We start from the raw sequence: 12,889 nt of genomic DNA, 5'->3' as shown, positions 1-12,889 counted from the left end.
AAATTCATTTCTTATCGTGCAGAGTACTTTTCGATTTCACTTTCCGTTTATATTTTAAAGGGAATAAATAGAGCTTCTAGTCTCATGATCAAGCTGTCTAATTGTATCAAGACTTGGATTCTTGATAGTATTATGCTTTGATATTGATTTTTCAATTATATCCTCGATTTCTAAGAAAGTGATTTTCCCTTTAAGGAAAAGGTCAACAGCCGCTTCATTTGCTGCATTTAAAACCGTTGGCATTGATCCACCAATTTTCCCCGATTCAAATGCAAATGCTAAACAGCGGAATCGTTCGTAATCCATCTTCTCAAAATGTAATGTGCCAATATCTGCTAGGTTTAACTTACTCATCTGCTTTCTAGGGAATCTATCTGGAAATGTAAGAGCATATTGTATTGGAACTCTCATATCGGGTGTTCCAAGTTGTGCCATAACAGAGCTATCATGAAATTCCACCATTGAGTGAATAATACTCTCTCTATGTAAGAGAACATTTATTTTATCAAACGGGATATCAAACAGCCAATGTGCTTCAAGTACTTCAAGACCCTTATTCATCATTGTCGCCGAATCTATGGTGATTTTTGCACCCATTGACCAATTTGGATGGTTTAATGCTTCTTCAACCGTTACTCCTAAAAGATCCTCTCTTGTTCTATCTCGAAAACTACCTCCTGACGCAGTGATGATCAATTTCTCAATATTCTTCTCACTTTCACCTTGTAAGCATTGGAAAATGGCAGAATGCTCACTATCTACTGGAAGTATAGATACACCTTTTTCTCTAGCAGCCTTCATTACTAAATGACCTGCTATGACAAGTGTTTCTTTATTTGCAATTGCAATATCCTTTCCAGCCTCAATTGCTTGAAGTGTCGGATATAGTCCAACACTTCCTAAGACAGCATTTACAATTATGTCTGCGTCGTGTTGACATGCAACTTCCACAAGTCCCTCTTCTCCGAAAAGAACGATCATGGAAGATGTGTTTTCTGATTTAATTTTAATAGCATCCTCTTCACTTTGTACAGAAACCAATTTAGGTCGAAATTCATTTATGATTTTTCTTGTGTCTTCAATGTTTCTACCTGCAGACATTGCGACCAATTGAAACTTATCAGGGTGTTCCCTAATAATGTCAAGGGTTTGCATTCCAATCGACCCTGTTGCCCCCATTAAACTAATCTTCTTCAATCTTTTCACTCCTCAATCTCTGCCAACCGTTTAAACAAAAACAAGAAAATGCAACAAAGGAAGGACAAATAATAAACTATCGAATCGATCTAGAATTCCTCCATGACCTGGCAATAGTTGACCAGAATCCTTCACTGCATAGTGACGCTTAAGAGCTGATTCCACTAAATCCCCAATTTGTCCGAAGGCAGATAATATCGCTGTTACAATCAGGAGTTTTGGAATAGATATTCCTCCCAAATCAACAAAGAAAATGAATATCACAGCGACAATTAACGCACACACAACACCGCCAAGAGCACCCTCGATTGTTTTATTAGGGCTTATATCAGGCCATAGCTTCTTCTTTCCCATTGCCCGTCCAATAAAATAAGCTCCTGAGTCTGTAGTCCAAATGATAAATAATGCATAAAATACAAAGGCCAATCCCTGATCATGATTACGAGTTTCAATAAAGTAGTAGAAACCGATTCCTACATATAAGGTGGCAAGTGTCGAAAATGCAACATCATCAAATGTAAAACGATTTTTTGTTACCACAGTATAGGTCAAAAATAATAGAACCGCTAACAAGGCTAATTCAATTTTGGAAAGCCCCATATCTTCTAATACTTTATTATATTGGCTCGGCAACAAAAAAATCCATAAAAGTGCGATCGATATCATTCCAGGTATAGACAGGATTGTTTGATTTCTCATTTTTAACGTTTCAAATAAAGCAATTGTTGCTAGTAAATACGTTAAAATGATAAACGGCATATTCCCGTATAAAACGATAGGTAAAAATACTGCTGCCGCTACAATAGCGGTAATAATTCTTTGCTTCATTTTAATTCCTCACTTTGCAAACCACCAAACCGTCTAGAGCGGCCTTGAAAAGCCTCAATCGCTTCAATTAAATGCTTTTCGTCAAAATCTGGCCACAATACAGGTGTAAACCAAAACTCTGTATAAGCTAATTGCCAAAGCATAAAGTTACTTAAACGAATCTCTCCACTTGTGCGAATTAACAAGTCCGGATCTGGTAATTCTTTAGTCATCAGATAGTTTGAGAAAGTGTCTTCATCTATCTGACCTTCATTTATTATACCATTATTTACATCTTTTAAGACATTTTTCACTGCATCAAGGATTTCAGCGCGTGACCCGTAATTAAGAGCAAAATTTAATACAAGTCCGTCATTATCTTTTGTTGCATCCATAGCATTCATTACCGCATTTGCTGTATGTTCAGGCAAATGCTTATCATAGCCCATCATTGTTACTCTAACGTTTTCTTCTATTAATTCAGGAAGAAATTTACCAAGAAACTCTTCAGGTAGCTTCATTAAATAATCAACTTCCATTTTGGGTCGTTTCCAATTCTCTGTAGAGAATGCATACAAAGTAAGGGTTTTAACACCCAGTTTATTCGCTAATCTAGTGATTTTACGAACAACCTTCATTCCTTCATGATGGCCTGCAACGCGTGGAAGAGCTCTCTTTTTCGCCCATCTTCCATTTCCATCCATAATAATGGCGATATGATGGGGAATAGAATGCTGCAATACTTCTTGGAAACGGTCATCAAAATCTATATCTTTTTTTTGACTTTTCCATAACTTCATTTTATTTAACATAAATAAATCCTCCACTACACTATCAAAGAAAGTTTTTACCCTTACTATCATAACAAAAAACAATCAGGATATCTGTAAAAAAATTAGCATTCCAGCTTATCGAATCCCACATTTATAGGAAAATTTTAAAAATAAATTTTAAAACCCTTATAGTATGTAATAATTTTATCGTATAACCTATGTAATTTACTTTAAATGATAAAAAAACCCCCTAATATAGAGGGTTTCTAATCATACTTCTAAAATTTCTTTCTCTTTATCCTTCGTAATACTATCAATTTTAGCGATATTATCATCTGTAAGCTTCTGAACGTCATCAGAGTAACCTCTTAAATCATCCTCTGTAATTTCACCGTTCTTTTCAAGCTTTTTAAGATCATCGTTAGCATCGCGTCGAACGTTTCGAATCGCTACTTTTGCATCTTCTGCTTCTTTCTTCACAAGTTTCACAAGTTCTTTACGACGCTCTTCCGTTAAAGCAGGAATGACGATTCTCAAAATATTTCCATCACTTGTAGGCGTAATACCTAAATCAGATTTTAAAATCGCTTTTTCAATATCTCCCAAAGCTGATTTATCATATGGTTGAATGACAAGCATACGAGCCTCCGGAATTGAAATACCTGCTAATTGATTTACTGGAGTTGGTGCACCATAATAATCAACTGTAATTTTGTCTAAAAGCGATGCATTAGCTCGTCCTGCACGAATCGATGCAAGTTCACGTGTAAATGTTTGAATCGCTTTAGACATTTTGTCATTTGCATTTGTCATAACTTGTTTTGGCATTATACTTTCCCCCTAACAATAGTACCAATCGTTTCACCTTGTAATACTCGCTTAATGTTTCCTTCTTCCATAATAGAGAATACTATGAGCGGAATGTTGTTGTCCATACATAAAGAAGATGCGGTTGAATCCATAACAGCAAGACCTTCCTTAAGTACATCCAAGTATGAAAGCTCATCATATTTTACCGCATTTTCGTCAAGTTTCGGATCAGCAGAATAAACTCCGTCTACGTTGTTCTTAGCCATAAGAATTACTTCCGCTTCAATTTCTGCAGCCCTTAAAGCAGCTGTTGTATCTGTAGAGAAATAAGGATTTCCTGTTCCCGCTGCAAAAATGACGACTCGTTTTTTCTCAAGATGTCGAATAGCTCTTCTTCTAATATAAGGTTCTGCTACCTGCCTCATATCAATGGATGTTTGAACTCTCGTTTCAATCCCAATGTTCTCAAGGCTATCTTGAAGAGCAAGTGAGTTCATAACGGTTGCTAACATCCCCATATAATCAGCTGAAGCTCGATCCATTCCCATCTCACTACCTATTTTACCACGCCAGATGTTACCTCCACCAACTACAACTGCTACTTCAACACCTAAATTTGAAATTTCTTTAACTTCTTCTGCTACATTTTTGATAACACTTGGATTAATTCCGAAGCCTTCAGCACCTGCTAGAGCTTCACCACTTAATTTCAATACGACACGTTTGTATTTTGGAACGCTCATGTGAACCTCCATTATGTAATTATTTTCTTGAAAAATAGGGAACACACTATGTGTTCCCTAGCATAAGTAATGTATTTTACCTGCTACATTATTTTTTCACTTGGCTCATAACTTCATCAGCGAAGTTTTCTTGACGCTTCTCTAATCCTTCTCCTACTTCATAACGAATGAAGTCAGTTAAAGTAGCCCCCTTAGATTCTAAGAATTGACGTACTTTTTGATCTGGATTTTTAACGAAAGCTTGGTCAAGAATACAGATATCTTCAAAATATTTACCAAGGCGACCCTCTACCATTTTAGCAACGATATTTTCTGGTTTACCTTCATTAAGTGCTTGTTGTGTAAGAACCTCACGCTCACGTTCTACTTCTTCGGCAGATACTTGATCACGTGATACATATTTAGGGTTTAAAGCAGCAGCATGCATAGCTACATCTTTTGCTACTTCTGCATCTGTAGTCCCTTCAACAACAGTTAGAACGGCGATACGGCCACCCATGTGTAAGTACTCTCCGAATGCTGCATTATCACCTTTTGTACGGATTTCAAAACGGCGAAGTGTGATTTTCTCTCCAATTTTAGCGATTGCAGCGTTAATGAATTCGCTAACTGTTGAACCATTATCCATTTTTGAATCTTGAGCATCTTCAACTGATGCTGGTTTGTTGTTAAGTAAATGAGTTCCAAGCTCCTTAACAAGATTTTGGAAGTTTTCATTTTTAGCAACGAAGTCAGTCTCAGCATTTACTTCAAGAATAATTGCTTCATTACCATTACTTTGAATGTAGGTAGTACCTTCTGCAGCAATACGGTCTGCTTTTTTAGCAGCTTTAGCAATTCCTTTTTCACGAAGGAAATCAATTGCTTTATCCATATCCCCATCAGTTTCTGTTAACGCTTTTTTACAGTCCATCATTCCAGCGCCAGTTTTTTCACGTAGTTCTTTAACCATTTGCGCAGTAATTGCCATAATTCTCTTCCTCCTTATATTCACTATGTAAAATTAGTAAATCCATTTATTGACTTTTTCATACCAAATTTCAAGTATTCTTTAAAAAAAGGTGATAAGGGTAGGTCCCTATTATCACCTTTTTAACATCATTACTCAGCCGTTACAGCTACTTCCTCACCTTGCTTAGCTTCAAGGATAGCATCAGCCATTTTACCAGTAAGAAGCTTAACTGCACGAATCGCATCATCATTTGCAGGAATTACTACGTCAATTTCATCTGGATCGCAGTTTGTATCAACAATTCCTACAATAGGGATGTTTAATTTACGAGCTTCAGCTACAGCAATACGCTCTTTACGCGGGTCGATAATGAATAGAGCATCTGGTAGAGATTGCATATCTTTAATTCCGCCTAGGAATTTAACTAAACGCTCATGCTCTTTTTTAAGTTGTACTACTTCTTTTTTAGGAAGAACTTCGAACGTTCCATCCTCTTCCATTTTTTCAATCTTTTTAAGACGATTAATACGCTTTTGGATTGTTTCAAAGTTTGTAAGCGTTCCACCTAACCAGCGTTGGTTGATGAAATACATTCCAGCACGTTCTGCTTCTTCTTTCACAGATTCTTGTGCTTGTTTTTTCGTACCAACGAAAAGAATTTTACCGCCATTTCCAGCTAATTCTTTCACGAAGTTGTATGCTTCTTCAACCTTCTTAACCGTTTTTTGAAGGTCGATAATGTAGATGCCGTTACGCTCAGTGAAGATGTACTTCTTCATTTTTGGGTTCCAACGGCGTGTTTGGTGTCCGAAATGTACACCAGCTTCAAGTAATTGTTTCATTGAAATTACTGACATGTGTGTTTCCTCCTAAATGGTTTTTTGTTTTCCTCCGCTTCATTCATTTTTAAATAAAGACTATTGAAAATAGCACCCTCTATTTAAATCCAGAAGCGTGTGTAATAACACCATGAATTAATATAGCATAACACTAATGACCAATCAAGAAAATATTATTGATTTTGATTGAATTTTATTATTAGCTCAACTTCTGTCATTCCTTTATGTAATTTTTGAGCAATCTGATTGAGATCGTATCCCTGTTTTTTAAGCAAGACAATTTGAGCATACTCTGATTTCTCTTCTTCTTTTTGAATTAATTCATGAGAGGGTTGATGATCATCAAAAGGTGTATCTTCCTTTTTATTTGTATATGCTTTTATGGCAGCTGCTTTCTTATAAGTAAGTGGCGACTCTTTTGAAAACTCGGATTTACTCTCATCGGACTTCTCTATTGTAGAGGTCATTTCAGGAAAACTTAATGGAGATGTATTATGATTTGCTTCTGACCTGTGAAGTTTGTCAAACCTCCTAATAAATTGTTCATTCTCATCCTTCATTTCTATAAGATAGGTTGATATTACTTCTTCCATTTCTTTTACCATTTTTTTTTGTTGTTTCTCAACATTCATAAGGCGATTTTGTCTTGTATATAAAATAACGATTGCTAAAAGAGCAACCGCATTAAGAATAAAACTAATGATCATAAAAAAAACTGTCGTCATTTTCTCACCTTTATCTCTCGTATTGTCTTCAAAGTTTGTGATTACCCGTTATAATCAATTAGTATTCCCTTGTAAGGATGAAGGGAGTTTTCTTGTTTTATACTTTTATCGACAGAATTTCTTTGGCTTGGTTCTTTCATTGTCGTTACGTCCTGTTTAGCCTCATTGCTACTGACTCGTATTCTTTTCTTTGTTAATTCTTTTACCGACTCTTCGGCGGCATAATTTTGTGCTAATTGACTTTGTTGCTGCTGTTGATCAGCGATTTTCCCAGCTTCAAAAGTTTTGGGTAGGGCAATTTGTAATTCAATCGCTTTTAGACTCATTTAAAATCCCTCTCTCTTTAACCACTATGAACTAAGAAAGTTTCTTAATTTAAAAATGGCTTTGGAATGAATTTGTGAGATTCTAGAGGTTGATAAACTCATGACTTCGCCAATTTCGGTAAGAGTTAATTCTTCATGGTAAAACAAACTAAGGACAAGTTGCTCTTTTTCAGAAAGCTTCTCAATAACTCTTTCAAGATCATTCAATGCTTCAACTTTTAACAAACGTTCTTCAGGTAGTATTTGTTTATCATCTCGGATTGTAAAGGAATGATCATTTTCTTCGTCTTGGAGATGCTCGTCAATTGAGAGTACATTTGCAAAAAAGTGTTCATTCATTGTTTGACATACATCTTCAGAAGTAAGATTTAATTCTACTGCGATTTCTTCAGAGGTTACATGCCTTAGCAATCTTTGTTCCAATTGCTCTATTTTTGCTTCAATTTTTTTTGCACGTTCTCGTGTTGATCGTGGAAGCCAATCCTCTTTCCTTAAACCATCAATGATCGCACCACGTACACGAAAGGATGCATAGGTATCAAATTTCAGATCTCTAGTTGGGTCAAATTTTTGGAGTGCATCCAATAATCCCATTAATCCTAAACTTTTTAAGTCATCACGGGAAACATTTTTTGGTAAACTGACAGCAATGCGCTGGACATGATAGGATACAAGGGGCAAATACCGCTTTACAAGCATATCTCCTGCATGCGAATCACGGGACTTTGTCCATAATTTCCAATATTGTTGTTCATCCACTGTTGAGGACTGTGACATTTTTAACCTCCTCGCTGCTGTCCTATCCCTATCAATCTATTATAACAAATTGACTAATTCCGGGGATTAGGTACTACGAATCTTTATTAGTTATATACCTATTAAATTATTAACATTACTGACTTTAACTACGGTTAAAAAATCATATGGGTCAATCATATAGTAACTCTCATATTTCTTTAACACCGTGATTTACTGTTCTGATACGAAGCATGCAAGTTTCAAGGGTAAACTCAACGGTTCGTCCATTCTTTCCGCCAATATCTTCTGCTAGTAGTGGGATATTTAATAACCTTAATTCTTCTTTTACAGCATCAACATTTCTAGGACCAATCCTCATTAGATCACTTTTTGTTGTATGCTGAAACATTTGGGCACCACCTGATATTTTGGCCTTTAATCGTGAGACATGTGCCCCATTTCCTATTAACCGCTCTACTAACTCCCGAATCCCTGTATCTGCAAATTTAGCCTTGTTGATGGTGCTACCTTTGAATAGGTTTGAGCTTGGAAGCATTATATGCACCATTCCCGCCAGGCCCGCTTCGGCATCATAAATCACTACACCAACACAAGATCCGAGACCAGATGTTCTTAATGATTGATGTTCATTGGCAATATTCAAATCTGCAATACCAATTTTAATTATTTCTGATGTTGCAACCATCAAATGACTCCTAGTGTTTTAAAAATGGTTTGAAATGAATCGGGGTCAGGAAGTAAGAAAAAGTGCCCGTTTACACTTTCTGAGTTGGGTAAATTCTCTTCTCTCAATGCAGTATCAATGACAATCACATAATCACTAACTTGTGAAACTTTTACAAGACCATAACTAATAATGGCACCCACCATATCAATACTTAATTCAGGAACTGATGGATATAAATGAATGTTTGTAAAATCCGATAATGCAGATAAATAAGATCCCGATAAAATATTTCCAAGCTCCTGCATTGCAGAAAGACCAATTTCAGAATATGGCGGTTCTTCAAAAGTAATGGTTTTGTCTCCAATCATTCTTTGTGCAAAAAATGATGCCTGTTCTAGAGGAAGGACAAAAAACATACTGCCAGGGGCATCACCATCCACTCTTAAAAAGATGCTTAATACAACATTTTCTGTCCCACCTGCTAAATCCATCATTTCATTAAAAGAAACGATTCTTACACTTGGTACTTTCATGTCAACCTTTTGATTCATAAGTTTTGAAAGTGCAGTTGCAGCATTACCTGCACCTATATTACCAATTTCTTTTAATAGATCTAAGTGAATAGGTGAGATCTTTTCCTCATAGCTCATATCCATTATCCTATTCTATTTGAAATTAAGACTTTATCTAAATGTAGGAGAATTAATAATCTTTTTTCGATCTTTGCTACTCCACTTATATATTCTGCTTCTATTCCCCCAACAACTTCAGGCTGTTGTTCAATGGCTTCTAAAGGGATATCTAATACATCATTGGCAGAGTCAACAACAAGACCGACTTCCATCCCATCAATATTTGCAATAATCACCCTTGTATGATCTGTTTGTTCTTGTGGTGTTAAGTCGAATCTACTACTTAAATCTATAATCGGAATTACGACTCCACGCAAATTTATGACACCTTTTACATACTCTTCTACTTTGGGGACACGGGTAATATGCTGTATTTTTTCAATTGATTGTACTTGATTAACTGGTATTGCATATTCTTTATCTAAAAGTTGAAAAACGATTACTTTGATTTCTTTCCCTGTCGCCACTTTGCTCATTTTGAATTCCCCCTACTTAATTAAAGCATTGCAATCAATAATCAATGCTACTTGACCATCACCTAGAATTGTAGCCCCGGAGATGGCAAAAACATCTTTCAAGTAATTTCCTAGTGACTTTAATACAACTTCCTGTTGTCCCATAAATGATTCCACTACTAGAGCGGCCATCTTTTCGCCTTTTCTCACAATAACAACAGAGAAAAATTCGGCATTTTCCTGCTTTTCAACAGGGACTTGAAAGACATCCTCTAAACGAACAAGCGGTACTACTTTACCTCTATAATCAATGACTTTTTGATTATGTGCATTCATAATCTCGGTTTTTCTTACAATGGCCGTTTCTATAATCGAAGAAAGAGGGATAGCATATTTCTCCTTTTGAACTTCTACTAACATAACGGCAATTATTGAAAGAGTTAAAGGTAATTGAATAGAGAAAATACTGCCTTTTCCTTCTTCAGAATCAATGGTGATAGAACCTCCAAGAGATTCTATTGTAGATTTGACTACATCAAGTCCCACCCCTCTTCCTGATATATCTGAAATCGTTTCAGCAGTAGAAAATCCAGAAGCCATAATTAATTCATTAACTTGTCTATTAGATAACGTTGAAGCCGTTTCTTCGGTTATAATCCCTCTTGACACTGCTTTCCTAATGACTCTATCTCGGGAAATCCCACCACCATCATCTTCTATTTCAATGAATACGTGATTTCCACTATGAAACGCTTTTAACTGTACTGTACCCGTTTCAGGTTTACCTGCTTTTATACGAGTTTCAATGGTTTCAATTCCATGATCTAATGCATTTCTAATAAGATGTACAAGGGGATCACCGATTTCATCGATGACTGTTCGATCAAGTTCGGTTTCGGCACCGATAATTTTCAATTCGATTTTTTTATTTAAATCTTTAGCAAGTTGCCGAACCATTTTAGGGAAGCGGTTAAACACGGTTTCGATCGGGACCATTCTCATATTTAAAATAATATTTTGTAAGTCTCCAGAAATTCTAGACATTCGTTCAACCGTGTCATTTAATTCTGAATGCTTTAGTTCTTTTGAAATTTGCTCTAACCTTCCACGATCAATCACCAGTTCTTCAAATAAGTTCATTAATATATCAAGGCGTTCGATATTTACTCTAATCGTCTTATTAGTATGATTAGATAATTTTGATTGTGGCTTTGAGATTTCATTAGTTTGGCTATTGGGTTCTGTTTTGACGCTTTGAGCTCCTTTTGATCCTTCTAATATGTTTTCATTGCGTACAGTCCCTGGCGAAGTACTATTTCCAGTTTCATTATCCATCTCCCTAATCATTTCGATCGTAATTTGTGAAATGATTACTTTCTCCACCTCTGAAACTTTGACTATTTTCTTTTCAATATCCATTTTTTCTTCTTTTGTCACGAGGGTTACCACAAACTCTTGATCAAATTGCTCTTCCTCCAATTGATCTACTGTTGGAGTCGACTTAATTACTTCTCCGCATTTTTCAAGAACTTCAAACACCATAAACACTCGTGCTGCCTTTAGTAAACAATCTTCTCTTAATGAAATTGCGATTTCATAGCAAGAAAACCCTAATTCACGAGATTGTTCTATTACCGTTTGGTTAAACTGATCATATGTATTTCTTAATTTTGAAGATCCCTCTAATATCGTTGTAGCAGCAGTTTCGTTTAAGGCTTGCAGGGATTCATATGATTCCCCTTTTTCAATTGCCTCTAACCTTTGTACGATTTCCGATACATCTTTTTTACCATCCCCTCCATCAGCAATAGAAAAGACCATTTCTTCCAAATCATCAACTGCTTGAAAAACAACATCTAATAAATTTGAAGAAACAGAAATTTTCTGATTTCGGATTCCATCTAAAACGTTTTCCATGTTATGTGTAAGGTTTGCGAGGTCTTCATATCCCATTGTTGCGGACATTCCTTTTAACGTATGAGCAGACCGAAAAATCTCATTAACGATTGTTATATTTTCTGGACTTCTTTCAAGCTCTAATAATTGCTCATTACATGTTTGTAGATGTTCTTTACTTTCTTCAATAAATACATCTAAATATTGGTTCATATCCATTAGCTCCACACCTCTCTAGGGCAAATACTTCATAACCGAGCGAGCGATATTATCTAATTTTTCTACATGATCGACAACATTCGCTTCAATAGCTGCCTTTGGCATTCCAAATACAATGCAGGTTTCCTGTGATTCTGCGATTACCTTCGAATCACCTTTCTGCTTCAATTTTACCAGACCTTTAGTCCCGTCCGAACCCATTCCTGTCATAATAACCGCAACTTTTTGAATATTAAGTAGTCTGCTTACAGATTCAAACAAGATATCCACAGAAGGACGATGACCGTTTCGTGATGGTTTTATATCTAATACTACTTTTAACCCTTCCAACGTTTCTTCAACAGTAAGATGATATCCGCCAGGTGCTAAATAGGCTATTCCTTTTTTAATGATTTCACCTGCTTCAGCTTCTTTTACTTCAATTGAACTAATCGTATTAAGTCTTTGAGCAAGAGATTTTGTAAAGCCTGCTGGCATGTGTTGGACAATTAAGATCGGAGCATTGATGGAAGATGGAAGTGCAGTTAAAACCTCTTCTAAAGCCCTTGGTCCACCAGTTGATGTCCCGATACAAATTAATTTAGCTCTTTCCTTATCCCCTTTCTCAAATCTGGGTTGCATGCTTGCTGTATTCACAAATTGGATTTCCTGTTGGCGATACTTCCTTTTAATCTTCGAAACTTGTACTTTTGAGGCATTTTCCACTTTTTCGATTAGATCATTTTTAACTTTTTCGAGATCTAATGAGATGGTGCCAGAAGGCTTAGCAACAAAGTCTATGGCTCCAAGCTCAAATGCTTTCATTGTATTTTCCGTTCCTTCATCTGTGGTGCTCGACAGCATGATAGTGGGGATAGGGCATTCTTCCATAATAATCTTCAGAGCTTCAAGTCCGTTCATTCTTGGCATTTCTACATCTAATGTCATAACATCTGGATGAAAAACCTTTATTTTTTCAATAGCATCCTTACCGTTTCTTGCTAATCCAATTACTTCTAAACATGGTGAGCTAGATAAAAAACTCTTAATTAGCTTTCTCATAAAAGCCGAATCATCTACGATTAATACTTTCTTTTTCCTCATCTTCCA

General features: G+C 36.1%; 15 protein-coding genes. All 15 read right to left on the bottom strand.

Going from position 1 to position 12,889, the window contains the following annotated elements; all coding sequences use genetic code 11:
• Positions 1-54 precede the first annotated feature (54 nt).
• A complete protein-coding gene (locus JOC86_RS16695; RefSeq protein WP_205174039.1) occupies positions 55-1,197 on the bottom strand; it encodes a 1-deoxy-D-xylulose-5-phosphate reductoisomerase in 1,143 nt (380 codons plus the stop codon).
• A gap of 30 nt (positions 1,198-1,227) precedes the next feature.
• Positions 1,228-2,025, bottom strand: a complete 798-nt coding sequence (locus JOC86_RS16690) for a phosphatidate cytidylyltransferase (protein WP_205174038.1) — start codon at positions 2,023-2,025, stop codon at positions 1,228-1,230.
• The gene (locus JOC86_RS16685; RefSeq protein WP_205174037.1) at positions 2,022-2,816 is read right to left on the bottom strand and encodes an isoprenyl transferase; all 795 of its coding nucleotides are present in this window, start codon (positions 2,814-2,816) and stop codon (positions 2,022-2,024) included. The genes JOC86_RS16690 and JOC86_RS16685 overlap by 4 nt, the downstream gene beginning before the upstream one ends.
• A 231-nt stretch (positions 2,817-3,047) precedes the next feature.
• Positions 3,048-3,605 (bottom strand): ribosome recycling factor, encoded by a 558-nt coding sequence (gene frr, locus JOC86_RS16680; protein WP_205174036.1) that lies wholly within the window; start codon positions 3,603-3,605, stop codon positions 3,048-3,050.
• Positions 3,605-4,330: a UMP kinase gene (gene pyrH / locus JOC86_RS16675; RefSeq protein ID WP_205174035.1), complete on the bottom strand. Its 726-nt coding sequence runs from the start codon at positions 4,328-4,330 to the stop codon at positions 3,605-3,607. Before pyrH ends, frr begins: the two co-directional genes overlap by 1 nt.
• Positions 4,331-4,418: 88 nt before the next feature.
• Entirely contained in the window at positions 4,419-5,300 is an 882-nt protein-coding gene (gene tsf / locus JOC86_RS16670; protein WP_205174034.1) for a translation elongation factor Ts, read from the bottom strand.
• Positions 5,301-5,431: 131 nt separating this feature from the next.
• The gene (gene rpsB / locus JOC86_RS16665; RefSeq protein WP_205174033.1) at positions 5,432-6,139 is read right to left on the bottom strand and encodes a 30S ribosomal protein S2; all 708 of its coding nucleotides are present in this window, start codon (positions 6,137-6,139) and stop codon (positions 5,432-5,434) included.
• 155 nt (positions 6,140-6,294) lie between these two features.
• The gene (locus tag JOC86_RS16660; protein ID WP_205174032.1) at positions 6,295-6,846 is read right to left on the bottom strand and encodes a hypothetical protein; all 552 of its coding nucleotides are present in this window, start codon (positions 6,844-6,846) and stop codon (positions 6,295-6,297) included.
• Between the two features lie 41 nt (positions 6,847-6,887).
• Positions 6,888-7,172: an RNA polymerase subunit sigma gene (locus JOC86_RS16655; RefSeq protein ID WP_205174031.1), complete on the bottom strand. Its 285-nt coding sequence runs from the start codon at positions 7,170-7,172 to the stop codon at positions 6,888-6,890.
• A 24-nt stretch (positions 7,173-7,196) separates the two neighbouring features.
• Positions 7,197-7,949 (bottom strand): FliA/WhiG family RNA polymerase sigma factor, encoded by a 753-nt coding sequence (locus JOC86_RS16650; protein WP_205174030.1) that lies wholly within the window; start codon positions 7,947-7,949, stop codon positions 7,197-7,199.
• A gap of 169 nt (positions 7,950-8,118) precedes the next feature.
• Positions 8,119-8,616 (bottom strand): chemotaxis protein CheD, encoded by a 498-nt coding sequence (locus tag JOC86_RS16645; protein WP_205174029.1) that lies wholly within the window; start codon positions 8,614-8,616, stop codon positions 8,119-8,121.
• The gene (locus tag JOC86_RS16640; RefSeq protein ID WP_205174028.1) at positions 8,616-9,248 is read right to left on the bottom strand and encodes a chemotaxis protein CheC; all 633 of its coding nucleotides are present in this window, start codon (positions 9,246-9,248) and stop codon (positions 8,616-8,618) included. The genes JOC86_RS16645 and JOC86_RS16640 overlap by 1 nt, the downstream gene beginning before the upstream one ends.
• Positions 9,249-9,253: 5 nt before the next feature.
• Complete coding sequence (locus tag JOC86_RS16635) at positions 9,254-9,706, bottom strand: chemotaxis protein CheW (RefSeq protein WP_205174027.1); 453 nt, start codon at positions 9,704-9,706, stop codon at positions 9,254-9,256.
• A 12-nt stretch (positions 9,707-9,718) separates the two neighbouring features.
• Positions 9,719-11,800 (bottom strand): chemotaxis protein CheA, encoded by a 2,082-nt coding sequence (locus JOC86_RS16630; RefSeq protein ID WP_205174026.1) that lies wholly within the window; start codon positions 11,798-11,800, stop codon positions 9,719-9,721.
• Positions 11,801-11,815: 15 nt separating this feature from the next.
• On the bottom strand, positions 11,816-12,883 hold the full coding sequence (locus JOC86_RS16625; protein WP_205174025.1) for a protein-glutamate methylesterase/protein-glutamine glutaminase: 1,068 nt from the start codon (positions 12,881-12,883) through the stop codon (positions 11,816-11,818).
• Between the last annotated feature and the right edge of the window lie 6 nt (positions 12,884-12,889).

This window comes from Rossellomorea pakistanensis (genome assembly GCF_016908495.1).
GTDB classification, from domain to species: domain Bacteria; phylum Bacillota; class Bacilli; order Bacillales; family Bacillaceae_B; genus Rossellomorea; species Rossellomorea pakistanensis.
Note: the sequence above shows the minus strand (reverse complement) of the source record. Positions and strands in the feature narration are given on the sequence as shown.

What these genes read in the sequence shown, in the direction of transcription:
- frr (WP_205174036.1), bottom strand. Translation starts at nt 3,605, where the DNA reads ATGCCAAAACAAGTTATGACAAATGCAAATGACAAAATGTCTAAAGCG.
- JOC86_RS16655 (WP_205174031.1), bottom strand. Translation starts at nt 7,172, where the DNA reads ATGAGTCTAAAAGCGATTGAATTACAAATTGCCCTACCCAAAACTTTT.
- JOC86_RS16685 (WP_205174037.1), bottom strand. Translation starts at nt 2,816, where the DNA reads ATGTTAAATAAAATGAAGTTATGGAAAAGTCAAAAAAAAGATATAGAT.
- JOC86_RS16630 (WP_205174026.1), bottom strand. Translation starts at nt 11,800, where the DNA reads ATGGATATGAACCAATATTTAGATGTATTTATTGAAGAAAGTAAAGAA.
- pyrH (WP_205174035.1), bottom strand. Translation starts at nt 4,330, where the DNA reads ATGAGCGTTCCAAAATACAAACGTGTCGTATTGAAATTAAGTGGTGAA.
- rpsB (WP_205174033.1), bottom strand. Translation starts at nt 6,139, where the DNA reads ATGTCAGTAATTTCAATGAAACAATTACTTGAAGCTGGTGTACATTTC.
- JOC86_RS16690 (WP_205174038.1), bottom strand. Translation starts at nt 2,025, where the DNA reads ATGAAGCAAAGAATTATTACCGCTATTGTAGCGGCAGCAGTATTTTTA.
- tsf (WP_205174034.1), bottom strand. Translation starts at nt 5,300, where the DNA reads ATGGCAATTACTGCGCAAATGGTTAAAGAACTACGTGAAAAAACTGGC.
- JOC86_RS16660 (WP_205174032.1), bottom strand. Translation starts at nt 6,846, where the DNA reads ATGACGACAGTTTTTTTTATGATCATTAGTTTTATTCTTAATGCGGTT.
- JOC86_RS16635 (WP_205174027.1), bottom strand. Translation starts at nt 9,706, where the DNA reads ATGAGCAAAGTGGCGACAGGGAAAGAAATCAAAGTAATCGTTTTTCAA.
- JOC86_RS16625 (WP_205174025.1), bottom strand. Translation starts at nt 12,883, where the DNA reads ATGAGGAAAAAGAAAGTATTAATCGTAGATGATTCGGCTTTTATGAGA.
- JOC86_RS16645 (WP_205174029.1), bottom strand. Translation starts at nt 8,616, where the DNA reads ATGGTTGCAACATCAGAAATAATTAAAATTGGTATTGCAGATTTGAAT.
- JOC86_RS16640 (WP_205174028.1), bottom strand. Translation starts at nt 9,248, where the DNA reads ATGAGCTATGAGGAAAAGATCTCACCTATTCACTTAGATCTATTAAAA.
- JOC86_RS16650 (WP_205174030.1), bottom strand. Translation starts at nt 7,949, where the DNA reads ATGTCACAGTCCTCAACAGTGGATGAACAACAATATTGGAAATTATGG.